We start from the raw sequence: 21,218 nt of genomic DNA, 5'->3' as shown, positions 1-21,218 counted from the left end.
CGGCAACGGACCTCGGGACGACAGACGCGGCTCTTCGCGGAGCCCGGCGCCGACGCCGGGCCCGCACGTTGTCAGGAGAAAGAATGGTGCACCCCTCATCGTGAACAGATTCGAAACCGCTGAACGCGCTCTGCGCACAGCGGCTCCCCACGAACTGCTGGACGCCGTCCGCGTCGTGCTGACCGAGCGATACGGCGCGGCGGACGTCGAGCTGTTCATGGCCGACTACGGTCTGACGGTGCTGCAGCCGGTGTCGGTGGCGCCGCACAACCTGGAGCCGGTCCCGGTGCACGGCAGCCCGGCCGGCCGGGCCTTCGGCTCCCAGGCGCCCTACCGCGAGGACGGCCGGGGCCGGCCGACCAGGATCCACCTGCCGGTGAGCGTGCGGGGCGACCGGCTCGGCGTGCTGTCCGTGACGATGCGGAACGGCGAGACGGCGTCCGACTGCGTCCCGGAGCTCGCCGAGATCGCCGACGCGCTGGCGCACGAGGTGGTCGTGGCCGAGCGCGACACGGACCTGTACCTCCAGGCCCGGCGCAAGGACCGGCTCACGCTGGCCGCGGAGATGCAGTGGCACCTGCTGCCCGGCCGCTCCTGCTCCCGGCCCGAGTACGACCTGGCCTGCCAGCTGGAACCGGCCTACGCCGTCTACGGGGACAACTTCGACTGGTCCGCCACGTCCGACCAGCTGATGCTGTACGTCACGAACGGCATGGGCGAGGGCATAGAGGCGGCCCTGCTGACCAACCTCGCCGTCAACGCCCTGCGCAACGCGCGGCGCGCCGGTATCGACATCGAGGACCAGGCGGCCCTGGCCGACCAGGCCGTCTACGCCCACTACCGGGGCCGCCGGTACCTGTCCGTCCTGATGCTGGACTTCGACCTGGCGACCGGCCGGGCCAGCGTGGTGGACGCCGGCTCCCCCCAGCTGCTGCGGCTGCGTGCCGGCGCGGTGGAGCGCGTGCCCTTCGAGGCGCAGCTGCCGCTGGGCATGTTCGAGGAGACGGACTACGTGGCGCAGGAGTTCGCCGTCGAGCCCGGAGACCGGCTCATCTTCGTCAGCGACGGCGTCCACGCGGTGCACTCGCCCAAGGGTGAGACGTACGGCGAGCGGGCGCTCGCCCGGGCCATCCAGTCCACGCGGCTGCTGCCCGCCGCCGAGGTGCCGCGCGCCCTCCTGCGCGAACTGGCGGGTCATCGCGGCGATGCCGTCGTGGCGGACGACGACGCGTTGGTCGTCTGCCTGGACTGGCGAGGACGGAAGCCGTCCTGATCTCGTGCCGTCCTGACGGTCATGACCTGTCACGACGTTCGCGTCCCCGACGCCCGGCTACCGTCCCCCGGCCGGGGGACGGCCCGGCCTACGGCGGAGTCCGGGAGTAGAGGCCGGGGGCGGGGGCGGAACCCGGCGGGGGAGGCCGGGGGTGGGAATCCGCTGCGGAGTGGTGTCACCGGGTCCGCCGTGGGGCGACGTCGCGATCTCGCGTGTACGTCCCCGCTCGCACCCCCTGGGACTTCAGAAGTCGGTCGCGTCCTCGCCGCCGCCCGTTCTGCCGTCCAGCGCGGCCAGGAACCCCCGGAGCCCCCGCCCGAGGGCCTCGGCCTCGGCCGGCTCCATGGCACCGAGTGCGAGGGCCAGTCTCCGCGATCTGCGGTACGCCACCTCCTCGAGCGCCTGCCGGCCCTGCCTCGTCGCATGCAGTCGCACCGCTCGCCGGTTGCGCGGATGCATCTCCCGCTCCAGCATGCCCGCCGCCTCCAGCCGGTCGCACAGCCGGCTGGCGGCGGGCAGCCCGAGGTCCATCCGCACGGCCAGCGCGGTGAGGTTGAGCCCTGGTTCCCCGTCCATTATCCGAAGGGCGCGCAACTGGTGCGGCGACAGCCGCGCACGGGCGCCCTGCGCCGCGACCGACCACAGGGTCGTGAGCCCCTCCACGGCGTCGGCCATCGACACGGCCAGCGCCATGAGGCCGTCCTGCGGCCCGCTCGGTCCGCTGTCCCCGGAGCCGCTGAGACCAGTCACGAGGTATCGCTTTCAGACATCGCCTGTCCATGCAGGTGCCACCTTTGTTCTCTCGCGATACCCGACCGACGGCCGAACACGCCCCGCCACTCCTCCGTCCTCCCGGCCTCCACAGCATCTGCACGAGTCGCCGCGCGGGCCGGTCCTCGGTCGACCGGGGTCAGGCGGAGAGCAGGGAGTCGTCCTCGACGCGGGCACCGGGCAGGCGGTACCGGGCCACCACGAGGGCGGCGTCGATGTCACTGGTACCGGTCGCCACACACAGCGTGTAGGCGATGTCCGCCATCCGCCGGCGTACGGCCTCGTGACCCTCGTCCGCATGGAGCGCGCGCAGCGTCTCGTACTGCTCGATCAGGTCCGTCAGTACGGCGGGGTGTGCCATGAGCATCACAAGCCTCCTGCCTGTCAACAGTTCGCACGGATCGTGCAGCGCCCCGACTGCCCCGATCACCGCACTTCATTCCCGGCCCTCCGCCTTCGGCGGCTCTCGCCGCCCGGCCGTCCGGCCGCCGCCACGAGCCGGCCGCCCCAGTCCCAGCAGGGGGTCGTCGAAGAGCGCGAGCCGGGCGGTGACGCACTTGCCCACGGGCTCACGGCGGGCCTCGAAGCCCTGCACCACGGCCAGCACGATCTCCAGGCCGTGCTGGCCCACCCGTCCGGCGTCCGCGGCCCGGGCCAGCGGCAGCGTGGGATCGGTGTCCCAGATCTCGATCTCCACCATGCCGTCGACGACGCGCAGGTGCAGCAGCACCGGCCCGGGCGCGTACTTCAGCGCGTTGGTGACCAGTTCGCTGACCACCAGCTGTGCCAGGTCCATCGTGCGGGAGGTGACCGGCAGTCCGTGCTCGGACTGGGCTGCGGCCAGGAACTCCGACGTCCGGTGCCGCGCGCGGGCGATACAGCCGTCCGCCCCGTCCAGGGCGATGGTCACATCGGCGGGTGCGGCATCCGGCATCCGGGAACTCTCCTCGCGCGGGACGGACTCCTCCCTGCCACTGACTTGCGAAACCCCGTTCATGGGCGCGCGTCTACCCGGACTTGCCGGCGGTATTCCTGCGCACCGCGCAGTCGGTCGGGACATCGCGTGCATCACCGCCGGGATCCTGGGCAGCGTTGGCTACAGGAAGGGGGCTCGACCCGTACCGAGGGCTCAGAGGACGGAAGTGGCAGAGAACCAGGAAGCAGTGGAACCCGGCCAGTTGGCCGTCGTGCGCGCCGACGTCGACGGCGTCGCCGTGCTCGGTGTCCGCGGGGAGATCGACTACCACAGTGTGGGCGCGCTGACGCGGGCGATGCCTCCGGCCGACCCCACCACCGGCCCCCGGCTCGTCGTCGACCTCAGCGAGGTCACCTTCATGGATTCCAGCGGCGTCAACGCGCTCGTCGCCGCCCACCACGCCACCACGGCCGCGCAGGGATGGCTGCGCCTGGCGGGTGCCCACGGCCCGGTACTGCGCACCGTGCAGCTGGTGGGCCTCGACGCCGTCGCCCCCTGTCACCCGACCGTCGCGGCGGCCCTCGCGGCGTGACATCCCGGGGCTCGCGAGCGGAGCCACAGCCGTTGCGGCGGGGGCCCGATCCGGCGACGGTGGAACAGGACCGGGTTCCCCGGAACGGCCTTGTCATGCCGCGTGTTTCCCGTCTTTTTTTCTGGCCCACGGCTTTCTCGGCGGCCTTTTGTTGCTGCACGACAACTGAGTTAGTCTGCGATCGATTTCCCGTCGGCCGGAGCCGTCGAACGCGGCGTCGCCCCTGATGGTGGGGCTGGACGGCGCCGGCCTGGTTCCGGGTCCTCGGGGTGGGGATCCTGCGAAGCGGAACGAGGGTGGGCATGGCCGGCACTTCGATGGACGCCCAGGTGCGGGGCCCGGGCGAGCAGGAACTGCGGCAGCTGCTCGCCGGGCTGACGGCGGTACGCGACGGTGACTTCGGTACCCGGCTGCCGTCCGACGGGACGGGTCTGCTCGGCGACATCGCCACGGTGTTCAACGGCATGGTCGACCAGTTGTCCCTGTTCACCTCGGAGGTGACGCGGGTGGCCCGCGAGGTGGGCACCGAGGGCACCCTGGGCGGTCAGGCGGAGGTGCCCGGTGTCTCCGGCACCTGGGCCGACCTCACCGACTCGGTCAACGCCATGGCGGGCAACCTGACCACGCAGGTACGCGACATCGCCCAGGTGGCGACCGCGGTGGCCAGGGGCGATCTGTCCCAGAAGATCGACGTGCCGGCCCGCGGGGAGATCCTGCAGCTGAAGGAGACCGTCAACACGATGGTCGACCAGCTGTCCGCGTTCGCCGACGAGGTCACCCGCGTCGCCCGCGAGGTCGGCAGCGAGGGACGCCTCGGCGGTCAGGCGCAGGTGCCCGGCGTCGGCGGTGTCTGGCGGGACCTGACCGATTCGGTCAATTTCATGGCCGGAAACCTCACCTCCCAGGTCCGCAACATCGCCCAGGTGACGACCGCCGTGGCGCAGGGCGACCTGTCGCAGAAGATCACGGTGGACGCCCGGGGCGAGATCCTGGAGCTGAAGAACACCATCAACACGATGGTCGACCAGCTGTCCGCGTTCGCCGACGAGGTCACCCGCGTCGCCCGCGAGGTCGGCACCGAAGGCAGGCTCGGCGGCCAGGCCGACGTCAAGGGCGTCAAGGGCACCTGGCGCGACCTGACGGACTCCGTGAACTTCATGGGGGGCAACCTCACCGGGCAGGTCCGCTCCATCGCCCAGGTCGCCACCGCGGTGGCCCAGGGCGACCTCTCCCAGAAGATCACCGTGGACGCCCGCGGCGAGATCCTCGAGCTCAAGGACACCATCAACACGATGGTCGACCAGCTGTCCGCCTTCGCCGACGAGGTCACCCGCGTCGCCCGCGAGGTCGGCACCGAGGGGAACCTCGGCGGCCAGGCGATCGTGCGGGGCGTGTCGGGGACCTGGAAGGACCTCACGGACAACGTCAACGTGATGGCGTCCAACCTGACCGGGCAGGTCCGCTCCATCGCCCAGGTCGCCACGGCGGTGGCGCGCGGCGACCTCTCGCAGAAGATCACCGTGGAGGCCAAGGGCGAGGTCGCCGCGCTGGCGGACGTCATCAACACGATGGTCGACACGCTTTCGGCGTTCGCCGACGAGGTCACCCGCGTCGCCCGCGAGGTCGGCACCGAGGGGCGCCTGGGCGGCCAGGCGCACGTGCCGAACGTGGCCGGCACCTGGAAGGACCTGACGGACAACGTCAACTCCATGGCCAACAACCTCACCGGCCAGGTCCGCAACATCGCCCTGGTGACGACCGCCGTGGCCAACGGCGACCTGTCGAAGAAGATCGACGTCGACGCCCGCGGCGAGATCCTGGAGCTGAAGACCACCATCAACACGATGGTCGACCAGCTGTCGTCGTTCGCCGCCGAGGTCACCCGCGTCGCCCGCGAGGTGGGCAGCGAGGGCCGGCTCGGCGGGCAGGCCGAGGTGGAGGGCGTCGAGGGCACCTGGAAGCGGCTGACGGAGAACGTCAACGAACTGGCCGGGAACCTCACCCGGCAGGTCCGCGCGATCGCCGAGGTCGCCAGCGCCGTCGCCGAGGGTGATCTGACCCGCTCGATCACGGTGGAGGCCTCCGGTGAGGTCGCCGAACTCAAGGACAACATCAACTCCATGGTGGGGTCCCTGCGCGAGACCACCCGCGCCAACCAGGAACAGGACTGGCTCAAGACCAACCTCGCCCGCATCTCCGGCCTGATGCAGGGCCATCGCGACCTGCCGGTCGTGGCCGAGCTGATCATGGACGAGCTCACGCCCCTGGCGGCGGCCCATTACGGCGCGTTCTACCTCGCGGAGGACACCCCGCGCGGTCACGAACTGCGGCTGGTGGGGTCGTACGGCTACCCGGACGACGCGGAGCGGCCCACCCGCTTCCCCGTCGGACGGTCCCTCGTCGGGCAGGTCGCGCGCAACCGGCGGCCCATCACCGTGGAGGAGCTGCCCCAGGGCTACGTGACCATCTCCTCCGGTCTCGGACAGGCGGTGCCCAGGGCCCTGATGGTGCTGCCCATCGTGGTCGAGGAGCAGGTCCTCGGCGTCATCGAACTGGCCTCGCTGACCGGCTTCACCCAGATCCACCAGGACTTCCTGACCCAGCTGATGCCGACCATCGGCGTCAACCTCAACACCATCGTGGCCAACGCCCGCACCGACGAGCTGCTGGAGGAGTCCCAGCGCCTGACCGCCGAACTGCAGTCCCGGTCGGAGGAGTTGCAGGTCCAGCAGGAGGAACTGCAGCGCTCCAACGCGGAGCTGGAGGAGAAGGCGTCCCTGCTGGTCGACCAGAACCGCGACATCGAGGCGAAGAACCTCCAGATCGAGCAGGCCCGGCAGGAGCTGGAGACCCGGGCGCAGCAGCTGGCGCTGGCCTCCAAGTACAAGTCGGAGTTCCTTGCCAACATGAGCCACGAGCTGCGCACACCGCTCAACAGCCTGCTGATCCTCGCCCAGTTGCTCGCGCAGAACCCGTCGCGCAACCTGACGCCCAAGCAGGTCGAGTACGCGGGCATCATCCACTCGGCCGGCTCGGACCTGCTCCAGCTGATCAACGACATCCTCGACCTGTCAAAGGTGGAGGCCGGCAAGATGGACGTCGCTCCCGAGCGGGTCCCGCTGCGCCAGCTGCTGGAGTACGTCGAGGCGACGTTCCGGCCGATGACGTCCCAGAAGAGTCTCGACTTCGCGGTGGCCACAGCCCCGGGAACCCCTGCCGACCTGCTCACCGACGACTCCCGGCTGCGCCAGATCCTGCGCAACCTGCTGTCGAACGCGGTGAAGTTCACCGAGGAGGGCGGTGTGCGGCTGCGGATCGAACCGGCGGCCGACGCGGAGGTGCCGCCGGGGGTGCACCGCGGGGGTCCGGTGGTGGCCTTCCGGGTCGTCGACACCGGCATCGGCATCCCGCAGCAGCAACTGGAGACGATCTTCGGAGCGTTCCAGCAGGCCGACGGCACCACCAGCCGCAAGTACGGCGGCACGGGGCTCGGCCTGTCCATCACCCGGGAGATCGCCCACCTGCTCGGCGGTGCGGTCACGGTCGACAGCACCCCCGGCCAGGGCAGCACGTTCACGCTGTATCTGCCGGTCGCCCGTGCCGACTTCGAGGAACTCCTGGAGGCCGGGGGCCGGCCGGTGGAGCAGGCCCACGACGAGGCCGGCGCCGAGGAACTGACGGTGCCGCGTGCGCTGTCCGCTCCGGCGGCGGCCGCCGAACCGCGCAGGCGCCGGCTGCTGGTGATCGAGGAACGGCCGCGCGGGCTGCTCACGCTGGTCGCCGAGCGGGCCGTGGCGGACATCGCGCAGCGCCCCGACGATCCGCACGGGGCGATCGACATCATCACCGCGGTCGGGGCGCAGGAGGCCGCGAGCACCCTGGCGGCGCAGGCCTGCCACTGCGTCGTCCTGGAACTCGGCATGCCCGGCCAGGAGGGCGCGGGCTTCCTGGAGGCCATGCGCGGTGACTCGGCGCTGGCCAGCGTACCCGTCCTGGTGCACACCGGGCACCGGGTGGACCTGGCCCAGGAGCAGGGACTGCGGGCCCTCGCCGGTGACCGGCCGCTGGACTTCCTGGCCAGCCTGGACGAGCTGCGCGAGCGCATCACGCTCCACCTGTCGGCCGAGCAGCCCGGTGACGTGCTGTCGCTGGTGCGTGCCGAGGAGCCGCAGCAGCCGGCCGCGCAGGTCGTGGACGACACCTTCCAGGGCCGGACGATCCTGGTGGTCGACGACGACGCCCGCAACCTCTTCGCGCTCAGCGGGGTGCTGGAGCTGCACGGCTTCCAGGTCCTGCACGCCGACAACGGCCGCAAGGGCATCGAGATGCTGCTCGCGCACCCCGACATCTGCCTGGTCCTGATGGACGTGATGATGCCGGAGATGGACGGCTACGCCGCCACCACGGAGATCCGCGCCATGCCCCAGTACGCGGAGCTGCCCATCATCGCCGTCACCGCGAAGGCCATGCCGGGCGACCAGGAGAAGAGCCTCGCCTCGGGTGCCAACGACTACGTCACCAAACCGGTGGACACGGGGGACCTCATCGGCCGCGTCCGACGGTGGCTGCCCGGGTGACCGCACGGCACGGCCGCACCGTCCACCAGCCGACCGCGTGACGCCGCGGGGCGTCCCAGCCGAGGAACAGACTGACCGTGAGTGACCTACACCACCCCCCCGATCCACAGAGCCCGCAACTCCCTGCGGGCGACGGGCCCACGACGGGAGAGCGCGGCACGGCAGGCATCGGACCGGCCGGCGCCACCGCCGGCCAGGCTCCCCCCGGCGGCACGGCCCCGGCCCCTGCCGGTACGGCCGATGTCGCCCCCGGTGCGGCCGACGCCCCCGCCGACAGCGCCGCCGTTGCCACCGCCGACGCCGCCGAGGCCCGCAGGCCGTCGCCCGTCGGCAGGCTCACCGCGACCGTGGAGCGGCTGCGCCGCGAGGTGCGGGCGGCGCAGGCGGAGGCCGACGGACGCGCCCTGATCGAGCTGGCGAAGGGCATCCTGGTCGAACGCCTGCGCTGCGGCCCCGCGCAGGCGGCGCGGCAGCTGGCCGAGCTGGCCGGACAGGCGGGGGTGACACCGCTGGAGTTCGCGGTCGACGTCATCAACCAGGCGGCCCGCGACCGGGTCTCGGAGGTGACCGCGGCCTTCCTGGCGGCCACCACGGCCGACGCCCGGCCCGCGGAGCCGACGGACGGCCACTCCTCGGCCGTCCGGCTGCGGGCCGCCGAGAGCGGCGCGCTGGCCGCCCACGACACCCAGGCCGTCGCCGACTCCCTGCTGGAACACGCCCTGACACCCCTCGGCGCCGATGCGGTGGCCATCTGGGCCCTGGGCACCGACGGCTCGCTCGCCCTGGCCGGCAGCGCGGGGTTCCCCGCCGCCGAGGCCGGGCGCTGGCGGCATGTGCCTCCCGGTGTGACGACCGTGGCCCGCCGGGGGCTCGCCGAGCGATCGGGCCACTGGATCCGCAGCCTGGCCGAGACGGGGACGCCCTCCATCGGCCAGCACCACCATCCGGAGGGCGGCCGGTGCGCCGTACCGGCCGGGACCGGCGGACGGATCCACGGTGTCCTGGAGATCGCCTGGCCCACCCCGCTGGACCCCCCTCCCCCGCCCGTCGTCCGCCAGATCGAGGCGCTGGCCGAGCTGTGCGCGCACACCCTGGAGACCTACGGCAGGCACCACCCGGACGATGCCGGGAGCCCGCGCGTGCTGCCGGACGTGACGGAGCTGATGGACCTGGCCGACGGGCTCCACGACCCGGCCCTGGTGCTCGTCCCGGTGCTGGACGCCGACGGGGAACTCGCCGACTTCCGCATCCACCACGTGAACAGCCGCTTCCTGGACCCGGCCGGCCGCCCCCGGGGAGTCGTCAACGGGGCCCTGCTGCTGGAGACGTACCCGGTGGCCGCCGGTCAAAGCGAGCTCTTCGAGCGGATAGAGCGCGTCCACGCCACCGGCGAGCCCTACCGCGCCCACCGCATGCGGCTGACCGCCCTGGTCGACGAGGTACCGCTGGCAGCGGTCGCCGACATCAACATCAGCCGGCACGGGAGCAGTGTGCTGCTCGTCTGGCGCATCGAGGACGAGACGGCCCGGCTGGCCAGCCTGCTCCAGCACGCCCAGCGCCTGGGCCGCATCGGCGGCTTCGAGGAGAACCTGCTCACCGCCGAGATCACCTGGAACGGGCAGCTGTACGAGCTCTACGGCAGACCCCCCTCCAGCGTCCCGGTGGCGCTGGAGGACCTGCCCGCGCACGCCCATCCGGACGACGCCGTGGCCATCGGGCGGTTCCTGCTGCACCCTGCTGCACCACCGCCGGACGGCGTCCACCGCGTTCCGCCTCCAGCGGCCGGACGGGGTCACCCGGCACATCCGGGTGGTGGCCGAACCGGTCCTCGACTCCGACGGCCAGCTGTACGTGGTACGCGGCGCCTACCAGGACATCTCCGCCCAGCACTGGACCGAGGTCGCCCTCGCGGCCACCCGCGACCAGCTCGCCCACACCGAGCAGCAGGCCAGCGAGCGCAACCGGCTGACCCTCCAGCTGTAGCACGCCATCATGCCGCCCGCGCAGACCTCGCTGGCGGTGCCCGGGCTGGACCTCGCCGTGCGCTACCGGCCGGCGGAGACCCAGCATCTGGTCGGCGGCGACTGGTACGACGCGGTCGTGCTGCCGTCCGGGCTGGTGCTGCTGTGCGTGGGGGACGTCGCCGGGCACGGTATCGACGCGGCCACCAGCATGGTCGTCCTGCGCAACGCGCTGCGCGGGCTCGCGGTGACCGGTGCCGGGCCAGGGCAGTTGCTGTCCTGGCTCAACATGGTGACGCACCACCTGACCGGTTCCGTCACCGCGACCGCGGTGTGCGGTCTCTACGACCCCGACCGCCACACCCTGCGCTGGGCCCGGGCCGGGCATCTGCCGCCCGTGCTGGTGCGCGGGGGCGAGGCGGCGCCGCTGCCCCTGGTCCGGGGCCTGCTGCTGGGCGCCGTGCCGGAGGCCGAGTACCAGGAGCACGAGGTGCAGCTCGCGGTCGACGACACCCTGCTGATGTACACGGACGGGCTGGTCGAACGCCGTGACCGGTCCGTGGAGGAGTCCCTCGCCCAGCTGCTGAAGGCCGCCCGCATGGTGCCCCCGGCCCTGGACCAGCAGGTGGACCGCCTGCTGACCCACAGCAAGTCCGACACGGACGACGACACCTGCGTCGTGGGCATCCGCGTGGCTCCATGACTGCGGGCCTCCGCGCCGGGTACCCGGGCTGCGGAGGTGCCCGATGTTCGAAGCAACCGACATCCGAGAGTGGCGCGGTCATGACGTGGTCGACGCCGAGGGGCACAGGATCGGCGTCCTGGAGTCGGTCTACGTGGACACCACGACCGACAGGCCCTGCTTCGCCACCGTGACGGTCGGGCTGCCCACGCGCCGGCGCCTGGTCTTCGTCCCGCTCGCCGAGGCGACCGTCGGTCCGGACTACCTGAAGGTCACGTACCGCAAGGACGTGGTCAAGAAAGCTCCGTCCATCGACACCGACGGCGAGTTGCCGGCCGCCGGGGAACCCGCGGTCTTCGCGCACTACGAACTCGACTACGTCCCGGGCGCGGGCGGCGAGCACCGCCTGGCCCGCCGCTGACCCACCGAGCCCGTCCGGGAGAGACGATGAGTCTGTTCTTGCTCCTGATCCTCGTGGCCCTCGTCCTGGGCATCGTCGGATTCGCCGTCCACGGCCTGTTCTACCTGCTGATCATCGGCGCCGTCGTGCTCCTCGCCGCCCTCGTCCACGCGGGGGTGCGCCTGCGGCACGGCGGACGGCATCACCGCATCGCCCGCTGACACCACCCGCCGGCCGTCATGTTTACTAACGAATGGTTGAGCAGTTCAGACTGATAAACCTAGTGTCAGTACATGTGAAGGCAGACATGGCCGCCGACGGCGGCGGTATACGCGACCTGAGCGACGCCACCCGGCTCGCGTCGGATCTCCGGCTCTCGGTGGGCCGGGTGACGCGGCGGCTGCGGCAGGCGCACGCCGTGGGGGATCTGTCGCTGTCGGGCGTGTCCGTCCTTGCACGGCTCGCGGCCGAGGGCCCGGACTCCCCCACCTCCCTCGCCGGGACGGAGCGGGTACGCCCGCAGGCCATGGCGAGCACCCTCGCCCAGCTCGAACAGCGCGGTCTGGTCCGTCGTACCCCCGACGCCGCGGACGGGCGGCGGAGCATCGTGGCCGTCACCGAGGAGGGGCGGGCGGTGCTCGCCGAGCGGCGCTCCGAGTCGGTCCAGCGGCTCGCGGCCGTTCTCGACACGTTCTCCGAGCAGGAGCGCGCGACGCTCGGAGCCGCCCTGCCGCTCCTCGGCCGGCTGGCGGAGCGGCTGTGAGCGGGCGCGGGTGGTCCGCGGCCCTGCGCTCGGCCCGCCGCAAGGACACCCCGGCCGGGCCCGGCTACAAGTGGGTGGCGCTGTCCAACACCACGCTCGGCGTGCTGATCGCCACGATGGACGCGTCGATCGTGATCATCTCGCTGCCGGCGATCTTCCGCGGCATCGGCCTCGACCCGCTCGCGCCGGGCAACATCGGCTACCTGCTCTGGATGATCCTCGGCTACCTGCTGGTGTCCGCCGTCCTGGTCGTCGTGCTCGGGCGGCTCGGCGACATGTTCGGCCGGGTGAAGATCTACAACCTGGGCTTCCTGATCTTCGCGTGTGCCTCGGTGGCGCTGTCGCTCGATCCGTTCCGCGCGGGGGCCGGGGCCCTGTGGCTGATTCTGTGGCGGATCGTGCAGGCCTTCGGGGGGTCCATGCTCACGGCCAACTCGGCCGCCATCCTCACCGACGCCTTCCCGGCCCGGCAGCGCGGCATGGCCCTCGGCATCAACCAGATCACCGCGCTCGCGGGCCAGTTCCTCGGTCTGCTCGCGGGCGGTCTGCTCGCCGTCGTCGACTGGCGTGCGGTGTTCTGGGTGAGCGTCCCGGTCAGCGTCACCGGCACGATCTGGTCGTACCTGAGCCTGCGCGAGACCTCGGCGGGCCGCCCCGGCCGGATCGACTGGCTCGGCAATCTCACCTTCGCTGCCGGAGCGGGCATCCTGCTCGCCGGGATCACCTACGGGATCCAGCCCTACGGCGACAGCGCCACCGGCTGGGGCAACCCGTGGGTGCTGACCGGCCTGATCGGCGGCGTCGCCCTGCTGCTGGCCTTCTGCGTCGTCGAGACGCGGGTCGCCGAGCCCATGTTCGACCTGGCGCTCTTCAGGAACCGGGCGTTCGCGGCGGGCAACGTGGCGGCCCTGCTGACCTCGATCGCGCGCGGCGGCCTGCAGTTCATGCTCATCATCTGGCTGCAGGGCATCTGGCTGCCGCTGCACGGCTACGACTTCGAGGACACCCCGCTGTGGGCCGGCATCTTCATGCTCCCGCTGACCCTGGGCTTCCTGATCGCGGGGCCAGTCTCCGGGTACCTGTCGGACCGGTTCGGCGCCCGGTTCTTCTCCACCGCGGGGCTGGTCGTCGTCACCGCGTCCTTCCTGGGGCTGCTCGCCCTGCCCGTCGACTTCGACTACGGGCTGTTCGCGGCGCTGCTGCTGGTCAACGGCCTCGGCCAGGGCATGTTCTCGGCGCCCAACACGTCCTCGATCATGGGCAGCGTGCCGGCCGAGTACCGGGGTGTCGCCTCGGGCATGCGCTCGACCTTCCAGAACTCGGGTACGGCGCTGTCCATCGGGGTCTTCTTCTCCCTGATGGTCTCCGGGCTCGCCTCCTCGCTCCCCTCGGCCCTCAAGAGCGGCCTCATGGCGCACGGCGTGCCGGCCGTCTCCGCCGCGCACGCCGCGTCGCTGCCCCCGGTGAGCACGCTGTTCGCCACGTTCCTCGGCAACAACCCCATCGAGCACCTGCTCGCCTCCGAGGGCGTCCTGGACCATGTCAGCGGGGCCCAGCGGTCGGCCCTGACCGGGCACACCTTCTTCCCGCAGCTGGTCTCCGGCCCCTTCCACCACGGCCTGGGCATCGTCTTCGGCGTGGCCGCCGGCATGGCCCTGGTCTCGGCGGTGGCCTCCGCCCTGCGCGGCGGCCACCGTCCCGGCGGGGAACGCCCCGCGCCCGCCGCGAAGGTCACCGTGCGTTCAGAGCGGTGAGGATCCGGTCCGGGGTCAGCGGCAGGGTGCGGAAGCGGATGCCCGTGGCGTGGTGGACGGCGTTGCCGATGGCGGCGGGGGTGCCCACCACGCCGATCTCCCCGATGCCCTTGCTGCCCATGGGGTTCAGGTGCGGGTCGTCCTCGTCGATCCAGTGCGCCTCGATGTCGGGGACGTCGGCGTGCGCTGGCACGTGGTACGACGCCAGGTCGGCCTCCGCGAAGTCGCCGTACGCCGCGTCCACCGTGCTGCCCTCGGTCAGGGCCATGCCCAGGCCCATCGTCATGCCGCCGACGAACTGGGAACGCGCGGTACGGGAGTTGAGGATGTGCCCGGCCGCGTAGACACCGAGCAGCCGGCGCACCCGCACCTCGCCGGTGACGGTGTCGACGGCGACCTCGGCGAAGTGGGCGCCGAACGCGTGGCGGGCGTAGGGGCTGTCGGCGTCCGCGCGCCCGCTGGTGTCCGCGCGGACGCCGATGCCCCGCTCGGGCAGCGGACCGGTGTGGTCGGCGAGCCGGTTCAGCAGCCGGGCGCAGGCCTCGTACACCACCCACCCCCACGACGCGGTCCCGGAGGAGCCGCCCGCGACCGGGGCCGGGGGCAGGTCGCTGTCGCCGATCTCGGTGCGGACCCGGTCCAGGGGTGCCCCGAGCGCGTCGGCGGCGATCTGGGCGAGGACGGTACGGGCGCCGGTGCCGATGTCGGAGGCGTTCACCCGGATCAGGAAGGTGCCGTCCGGCCGGGCCTCGGCGGCGGCCGTGCACGGGGAGGCCATGACCGGGTAGGTCGCGGCGGCCACCCCGGCGCCGATCAGCAGCGGGCCCTCGGCGCGCCGCACCCGGTGGGTCCATGCGAACCGGCGGGCGCCCTCGCGCAGGCACTCGACGAGGTGCCGGCTGCTGAAGGGCAGGTCACCCGCGGGTTCACGCTCGGGTTCGTTGCGGATCCGCAGTTCGACGGGGTCCGTGCCGAGTGCGTCGGCCAGCTCGTCCATCGCCGACTCCAGGGCGTACATGCCGGTCGCCTCGCCGGGCGCGCGCATCCAGGAGGGGCTGGGCACGTCGAGCGGCACGACATGGTGCACGAATGACAGGTTCGGGGTGGCGTACATGACTCCGGAGATCGTGCCGGCCGCCTCCACGAACGACCGGACCGGCGAGGTGTGGGTGGTCACGTCGTGCAGGAGGGCGGTGAGCCGGCCGTCCGAGGTCGCGCCGAGCCGCATCCGGTTGAGGGTGGGGGCACGGTGGCCGACGACCGTGGGCAGGTGGCGGCGCGGGTAGGCGAGGGTGACCGGCCGGCCGGTGTACCGGGCCGCCATGGCGGCGAGGACCACGTCCGGGCGCGGTGAGCCCTTGGACCCGAAGCCGCCGCCGACGTGTTCGGCGCGCACGGTGATCCGGTCGACGGGCAGGGCGAACAGCCCGGCGAGCACGCCGCGGACGTCACTGGTGCCCTGGCTGGAGGTGTACACCGTGAGCCGGCCGCGTTCCCAGCAGGCGGTGCTGGCGTGGGGTTCCATCGGGTGGTTGTGCAGGGGCGGGGTGCGGTAGGTGACGTCCACGCGGACGGGGGCGGCGGCGAAGGCGGTCTCCGGGTCGCCGCGCCGGCAGCGGGCGGGCTGGCCGCCGTTGACCTCCTCGGGCTCGTGGGCGCCCGGGTGGCCGGGCGTGAGGACGGCGTCGTGGCCGACGGTGTCGTACGTGATCCGTACGGCTCCGGCTCCGGCGCGGGCCGCCTCCGGGGTCTCGGCGACGACCAGGGCGACGCACCAGCCGCGGTGCGGCACGTCGGAGTCCTGGAGCAGGGCGAGGGTGGCGTCCTCGGGTTCGGCGAGGCGGGGGGCGTTCTCGTAGGTGAGGACGGTGAGGACGCCGGGGACGGCGCGGGCCGGGCCGGTGTCGATGCCGGTGATCCGGCCGCGGGCCACGGTGGCGGGGACGGCGCGGGCGTGGACGCGGCCGGGCAGCGGGTGCTCGGCGGCGTAGCGGGCGGCGCCGGTGACCTTGGCGGGCCCTTCCCGGCGCTCGGCCGGGGCGCCGAGGGCGGCGGTGCGGGCCATGGGGACCTCCAGGGTCAGAGCGGGGCCGGCGCAGGGGCGAGCCGGGCCAGGACGTCGAGGGCGAGGTTGCGGGCGAGGGGCACCTTGTACGCGTTGTCCGGCAGCGGGCGGGCGGCGGCGAGTTCCAGGTCGACGGCGCTGGCGAAGACGGCGGGGGTGGCCGCCTCGCCGAGCAGGGCTGCCTCCGCGACCCGGGCCCGCCACGGGCGGTGGGCGAGCCCGCCGAAGGCCAGCCCCACCTGGGTGACCATGCCGTCGGCGACGCGCAGGGCGACGGCGGCGGACGCGAGGGCGAAGGCGTACGACGCCCGGTCGCGGGCCTTGCGGTAGGCGGAGGGCGCGCCGGCCGTGGCGGCGGGCAGCAGCACCCCGGTGATCAGCTCGCCGGGGCGGATCTCGGTGTCCCGCTCGGGGTGGTCCTCGGGCAGCCGGTGGAAGTCGGTCAGGTCCACGGTCCGGGCGCCGTCAGGGCCGTACAGCTCGACCCGGGCGTCGAGGGCGGCGAGGGCCACGGCCATGTCGGAGGGGTGGGTGGCGACGCAGAGCGGGGAGCGGCCGAGGACCGCGTGGTCGCGGTGGACACCGTCGAGGGCGCCGCAGCCGCTGCCGGGTTCGCGTTTGTTGCAGGGCTTGCCCGGGTCCTGGAAGTAGGTGCATCGGGTGCGCTGGAGCAGGTTGCCGCCGGTCGTCGCGACGTTGCGGAGCTGGCCGGACGCGCCGGCGAGCAGGGCCTGGGAGAGCACCGGGTAGCGGTCGCGGACCAGGGGGTGGGCCGCGAGGTCGCTGTTGCGTACGGTGGCGCCGACGCGCAGCGAGCCGTCGGGCAGCTCTTCCAGCCCGTCCAGCGGGAGGCCGCTGACGTCGATCAGCGCGGTGGGCTGTTCGACGCCGAGTTTCATGAGGTCGACGAGGTTGGTGCCGCCGGCCAGGTAGTGGGCGCCGGGGCGGGCGGCGAAGGCCTCGACGGCCTCCTCGGGGGTGCGGGCGCGGACGTAGTCGAAGGACCTCACGGGATCACGTCCTCCACCGCCTCGACGATGCGCGGGTAGGCCCCGCACCGGCACAGGTTGCCGCTGAGCCGCTCACGGATCTCGGGCCGGTCCAGCGGGACCGGCCGGCCGGAGGGCAGCGCGGGGTCGGTGACCTGGGACGGATGTCCGGCGGCGGCCTCGGCGAGCGCGCCGACGGCGGAGCAGATCTGGCCGGGGGTGCAGTAGCCGCACTGGAAGGCGTCCCGGTCGAGGAAGGCCCGCTGCAGCGGGTGGGGGGCCTCGCCGTCGGCGGCCAGGCCCTCGATCGTGGTGATCTCGCTGCCGTCCAGGGCGACGGCGAGCAGCAGGCAGCTGTTCACCCGGCGGCCGTCGGCCAACACGGTGCAGGCGCCGCACTGGCCGTGGTCGCAGCCCTTCTTCGCGCCGGTCAGGTCGAGGTCCTCGCGGAGCACGTCCAGGAGGACCCGCCGGTGGTCCAGGAGCAGGGTGTGGGGCTTCCCGTTGACCCGGAGGGTGATCTCGGAGCGCTGGATCTCACTGCCCATGGCGTGCCTGCTTCCGGACGGGCCGTGCTGCCGTTCGGTCCGGGTATCCAGGTCACGCCGTCCCACACGTGCCGACGGCGGGGACGGCCGTGGGTGACCCGGCGGGCACGCCGGGTCACCCACGAACCGTTCACCGGGCGACGGTCACGGATACGAGCTGAGGTCGGCGACGTTGGTCGACGAGTTCGACGGTCCGCCGCTGTTGTCGATGACGTGGGTGATGGTGCCGGTGCCGCCGAGGGAGACCGTCACCATGCTGGTGAACCTGACGTTCGAGCTGGTCGGTGCCTCGATCGCGTGGTCGGCGACGACGCCGGGGTTGGTGCTGAAGTAGCAGTAGCTGCCGAGGCCGTACGCCTGGTGGCTGGTGACCGAGTCGGCGACCTTGTAGGCCGCGTAACCCCTGGTCGAGCCGTTCATCCACGAGGACTGGTTCGGCGGGTCGTAGGGCATCTCGTTCTGGTAGAAGTACGTGCGGCCGCCGTTGCCGTTCCAGACGGTCTGGTACTTCTGGAAGTGCTCGACGAACAGGCCGTACATGGTCACGTTGTCGCCGTTGACGACGAGTCCGGTGTCGGCGGTGTTGGTGGTCCAGCCGACTCCGCTGCCGTGGTCGGCGCGCCAGATCCACATGTGGTCGCCGATGACGTTGTCGCTGTTGACGACCAGGCTCGTGGTGGCCTTGCCGACGCCCGCGCCGCCGATGCGGAAGTACACGTCGTGCAGAGAGGTCGGGTCGCTCGCGTGCGAGGCGGAGGAGCCGCTGGGGCCGACCTCCACCAGGGTGGCGGAGTTGGTGGTGCCGGCGTCGAAGAGCAGGCCGGCGATGTCGACGCCGTCGACGTCGGCGACCTTCATGGCGGTGATGCCGTTGTCCGGGACGAAGGTGGCGAGGCCGAGGCCCAGGACGACGGTGTCGGCGCGGTTGATCTGCAGCGTCTGGTCGAGATGGTAGACACCCGGGGTGACCAGGAGGTCCTTGCCCGCCGCCAGGGCCGCGTTGATCTGGGACGCGGTGGCGCCCGGCTTCACGACGTAGAAGCTGTCGAGCGAGCGGGACGTACCGGCCGCGGAACCCGAACTCCAGCTGGTGCCGGTGGAGTTGGTGCGGGTGGACGGGACGAACACCTGGTAGTTGCCGGAGCCGTCGACGTACAGGAACGGCTTCTCACGGGTCACCGGGCTCTGGGCCACCGTCGTGTACGGCGGGCTGGGGAAGCTGGTGGCGGGGACACCGGTGCTGCCGGTGAAGACCATGTTCCAGTTGGAGCCGGTCCAGCTGCCGAGCTGGGAGTTGCGGGTCAGCCACTGTTGCTGGGAGCCGGAGTTGACCTGCCCGTTGATCTGGCTGTCGGCGATCAGGCCGCCGCTGGACCAGCCGCCGTCGTCCAGGGCGAGGTTGCCGCGCAGATGCACCCGGCGGTAGGCGGACGCCTGCGAGACCGCCCAGCGGTCGCTGCCGCCGGCCGGGTCGACCGAGAGGTTCTCGGCGCCGCGCCAGAAGTTCTGCGTGGCGTTGCCCTGGAACCAGTCGGCCTCCGCGTGGACCGCGCCGTTGATCGAGACCGCGTCGGGCGACAGGCCGAGGCCGAGGACCTGGGTGTAGAAGCCCACGTTCACGTCGGCGCTGTAGGCGCCGGGCTTGAACAGCACGGCGTAGCGCTGGGAGCCGAACTGGTTGGTCTCCTGCTGCTGGAAGATCGAGTTCAGCTTGCTCTGGATGGTCGACGCGGACATCGACGGGTCGAAGACGACCACGTTGGGGCCGAGGTCCGGGTTGCCCGACTGGGTCACGGGGACGACCTGGAACCGCTGGGCCTGCGTGCCGTTGCAGGTGTACTGGACGAACTGCACGCTGTCCGCGGTCGAGGCGCCGGGGTCGTCGAGGCACTTGCCGCTGTTGCGGTTGACGAAGTGGTAGGCGCCGCCGCCGTCGTCGACCGGCAGCCACTGCTGGTTGTTGCCGCCGCCGTAGGTCCACATCTGGACGGGCGCGCTGTCGGCCGTCGAGACGTTGGTGACGTCCAGGACCTCGTTGGTGTTGTTGGCGTTGTTGATGCGGACGTAGCCGCCGCTGGTGGAGGTGAGGCTCCACTGCTGGGCGGTGGTGTTGTTGCAGGTGTACTGCTGGACGACGGTGCCGTCGGCGGTGGCGGCCGCCTTGGCGTCCACGCACTTGCCGCTCGCCGCGTCGAGCAGGGTGACGTTGCCGGTGGGCAGGGTGGCGGCGGACGCGGGCGAGGAGGCGCCCGCCGCGGTCAGCAGGGAGGCGGCGACAACGGCCACCGCTGCGGCGGCCGTTGCTCTGCGGCGCCGGGGAAGGGGAAGCACCTGATCTCCTTGGCGGTTGACGAAGGGGAGCTGCGAACGCGACCTGCGAAGGGGATCAGCCGGTGTACCCGGCGAAGACGCGGGTGTAGTCCCAGTTCGACTGGCTCACACCCGAGCAGCTGTCGGCGGAGCCGCCGGTGCAGGGTCGGTCGCGGTTGGCGGACCAGAAGGTGAGCCGGGCCAGGTGGTGCTGCTGGGCGTAGGCGAGGATGGTCCGGAAGTCGTTCACGGTCACCGTCTCGTTGTTGTCGGTGATGCCGTTCATGGACGAGATGCCCATGTCCCGGTAGGCGGTGTCGTCGCTGTAGCCGTACGCGGCCTTCAGCGCGTTCTTGAGCCCCTCGGCCGCCTGGGTGGTGAGGTTGCCCATGTTCTGGCCGGCGCCGCCGAAGTCGAACGGCATGATCGCCCAGGCGTCGACGGTCAGCCCGGAGGACGCGGCCCGGTTGATCAGGCTGGTGTCCGGACCGCTCTGACCGGTGCCGATGGTGATGTACACCTTCAGGCCGGGGTTGTTGGCCTTCACCGTCTTCAGCGCGTCCACGACCCGCTGCTGCACGGTCCCGTTGCTGTAGGCGTCGGCTTCGAGGTCGATGTCGATGGCCTTCAGACCGCCGTAGGCGTCGATGACCTTCTGGTAGGCCGCCGCCAGCTCGCCCGCGCTGGAGCAGGAGCTCTCCAGCTTGTTGCCGCTGTAGCCGCCGAAGGACGGGATCACGTCACCGCCGTTGGCGCGCACGGTGTTGACGGTCTGCTGGTCGACTCCGCCGGTCAGCGCCCGGCTGCCGTCCCACTGCGGGTTGCAGTAGCCGTTGCTGAGGACGAACGCGAGCGTGTAGTACTTCACGCCGGTCGCGTTGGTGATGGTGGTCGGGCTCGGCGGGTCGCCCCACCCGTTGTAGAGGTAGGGCGCCACGGCCATCGGCGAGGACGGGGTGGTGCCGCCGCCGGACGCCGGGGCCGTCCACTTCTGGTTGGCGGTGCCCGCGCAGGTCCAGATCTGTATCCGGGTGCCGTTGGCGGAGTTGTTGTCGGTGACGTCCATGCACTTGTTCGCCTGGGGGTTGACGATGTCGTGCGCGGACGACACGGTCCACTTCTGGTTCGCGCCGCCGGTACATGTCCACAGCTGCAGCTTGGCGCCGTCGGCCGTGGCATTGCCGGTCACGTCGAGACACTTGCCGAGGGCGCGGATGGTGCCGTCGCTGCCGACGGTCCACTGCTGGGCCGAGGTGCCGTTGCAGTCGTAGAGCTGTACGGCCGTGCCGTCGGCGGAGTTGGCGCCGGCGACGTCGAGGCACTTGCCGGCGAGGCCGGTGATGGTGCCGGTGGCGGCCTGAGCGGGGGAAGCGGTGAGCAGACCTGCGGACAGGGTCAGAGCGGCTAGGGAGACAGCCGTGGGGAGAGTTCTGGCCATTTGCGGGGGGTGGCCTTTCACGCGGGGGGATGCAGCACGGTTTGTACTCAACGCCCGTGTTGCCGCTGGGCGTTGAGCACATCCGTGAGGCTTTGTTTAAGGCGTGAAACTAAAGGTCCGGACCACCGGCGTCAAGGGGTGCGGAGCCAATGGACCCCGCAAGGACCGCGCCCGAAGGG

The 21,218-nt window shown here is 72.0% G+C and carries 15 protein-coding genes and 1 pseudogene; 8 read left to right on the top strand and 8 right to left on the bottom strand.

Going from position 1 to position 21,218, the window contains the following annotated elements:
* Positions 1-100: 100 nt before the first annotated feature.
* Entirely contained in the window at positions 101-1,273 is a 1,173-nt protein-coding gene (locus tag JF597_RS20025) for a PP2C family protein-serine/threonine phosphatase (RefSeq protein ID WP_293996495.1), read from the top strand.
* 243 nt (positions 1,274-1,516) lie between these two features.
* Here the strand turns inward: JF597_RS20025 and JF597_RS20020 are convergent, their stop codons facing one another.
* The 3 genes from JF597_RS20020 to JF597_RS20010 all read right to left on the bottom strand — a co-directional run bounded on the left by JF597_RS20020 (position 1,517) and on the right by JF597_RS20010 (position 2,978).
* Positions 1,517-2,023: a MarR family transcriptional regulator gene (locus JF597_RS20020; protein WP_293996493.1), complete on the bottom strand. Its 507-nt coding sequence runs from the start codon at positions 2,021-2,023 to the stop codon at positions 1,517-1,519.
* Positions 2,024-2,183: 160 nt separating this feature from the next.
* Positions 2,184-2,411, bottom strand: a complete 228-nt coding sequence (locus JF597_RS20015) for a DUF5133 domain-containing protein (RefSeq protein WP_293996491.1) — start codon at positions 2,409-2,411, stop codon at positions 2,184-2,186.
* 69 nt (positions 2,412-2,480) lie between these two features.
* Positions 2,481-2,978 (bottom strand): ATP-binding protein, encoded by a 498-nt coding sequence (locus tag JF597_RS20010; protein ID WP_293996489.1) that lies wholly within the window; start codon positions 2,976-2,978, stop codon positions 2,481-2,483.
* A 208-nt stretch (positions 2,979-3,186) separates the two neighbouring features.
* On the opposite strand from JF597_RS20010, the gene JF597_RS20005 reads away from it, so the two are divergent.
* The 7 genes and pseudogenes from JF597_RS20005 (at position 3,187) to JF597_RS19975 (ending at position 13,689) form a co-directional block, all read left to right on the top strand.
* On the top strand, positions 3,187-3,552 hold the full coding sequence (locus tag JF597_RS20005) for an STAS domain-containing protein (RefSeq protein ID WP_293996487.1): 366 nt from the start codon (positions 3,187-3,189) through the stop codon (positions 3,550-3,552).
* A gap of 302 nt (positions 3,553-3,854) precedes the next feature.
* The gene (locus tag JF597_RS20000; protein ID WP_293996485.1) at positions 3,855-8,129 is read left to right on the top strand and encodes a HAMP domain-containing protein; all 4,275 of its coding nucleotides are present in this window, start codon (positions 3,855-3,857) and stop codon (positions 8,127-8,129) included.
* Positions 8,130-8,296: 167 nt separating this feature from the next.
* A pseudogene (locus JF597_RS19995) lies at positions 8,297-10,793 on the top strand (SpoIIE family protein phosphatase).
* A 43-nt stretch (positions 10,794-10,836) separates the two neighbouring features.
* Positions 10,837-11,193 (top strand): PRC-barrel domain-containing protein, encoded by a 357-nt coding sequence (locus JF597_RS19990; protein ID WP_293996483.1) that lies wholly within the window; start codon positions 10,837-10,839, stop codon positions 11,191-11,193.
* Between the two features lie 26 nt (positions 11,194-11,219).
* The gene (locus JF597_RS19985) at positions 11,220-11,393 is read left to right on the top strand and encodes a hypothetical protein (RefSeq protein WP_293996481.1); all 174 of its coding nucleotides are present in this window, start codon (positions 11,220-11,222) and stop codon (positions 11,391-11,393) included.
* A 74-nt stretch (positions 11,394-11,467) separates the two neighbouring features.
* Complete coding sequence (locus JF597_RS19980) at positions 11,468-11,935, top strand: MarR family transcriptional regulator (RefSeq protein ID WP_293996479.1); 468 nt, start codon at positions 11,468-11,470, stop codon at positions 11,933-11,935.
* A gap of 74 nt (positions 11,936-12,009) precedes the next feature.
* A complete protein-coding gene (locus JF597_RS19975) occupies positions 12,010-13,689 on the top strand; it encodes an MFS transporter (protein WP_293996532.1) in 1,680 nt (559 codons plus the stop codon).
* On the opposite strand, the gene JF597_RS19970 is transcribed toward JF597_RS19975, so the two are convergent.
* From JF597_RS19970 to JF597_RS19950, 5 genes are all read right to left on the bottom strand, one after another.
* On the bottom strand, positions 13,667-15,754 hold the full coding sequence (locus JF597_RS19970) for a xanthine dehydrogenase family protein molybdopterin-binding subunit (protein WP_293996477.1): 2,088 nt from the start codon (positions 15,752-15,754) through the stop codon (positions 13,667-13,669). The genes JF597_RS19975 and JF597_RS19970 overlap by 23 nt on opposite strands.
* Before the next feature lie 14 nt (positions 15,755-15,768).
* Positions 15,769-16,764 (bottom strand): xanthine dehydrogenase family protein subunit M, encoded by a 996-nt coding sequence (locus tag JF597_RS19965; protein ID WP_293996475.1) that lies wholly within the window; start codon positions 16,762-16,764, stop codon positions 15,769-15,771.
* Entirely contained in the window at positions 16,761-17,291 is a 531-nt protein-coding gene (locus tag JF597_RS19960) for a 2Fe-2S iron-sulfur cluster-binding protein (protein ID WP_293996473.1), read from the bottom strand. Before JF597_RS19960 ends, JF597_RS19965 begins: the two co-directional genes overlap by 4 nt.
* A gap of 144 nt (positions 17,292-17,435) precedes the next feature.
* On the bottom strand, positions 17,436-19,622 hold the full coding sequence (locus JF597_RS19955) for an RICIN domain-containing protein (protein WP_293996471.1): 2,187 nt from the start codon (positions 19,620-19,622) through the stop codon (positions 17,436-17,438).
* A 55-nt stretch (positions 19,623-19,677) separates the two neighbouring features.
* Positions 19,678-21,039, bottom strand: coding sequence for a lectin (locus JF597_RS19950; protein ID WP_293996470.1), 1,362 nt, complete (start codon positions 21,037-21,039; stop codon positions 19,678-19,680).
* Between the last annotated feature and the right edge of the window lie 179 nt (positions 21,040-21,218).

Source organism: Streptomyces sp., assembly GCF_019510245.1.
Lineage (GTDB): Bacteria > Actinomycetota > Actinomycetes > Streptomycetales > Streptomycetaceae > Streptomyces.
Note: the sequence above shows the minus strand (reverse complement) of the source record. Positions and strands in the feature narration are given on the sequence as shown.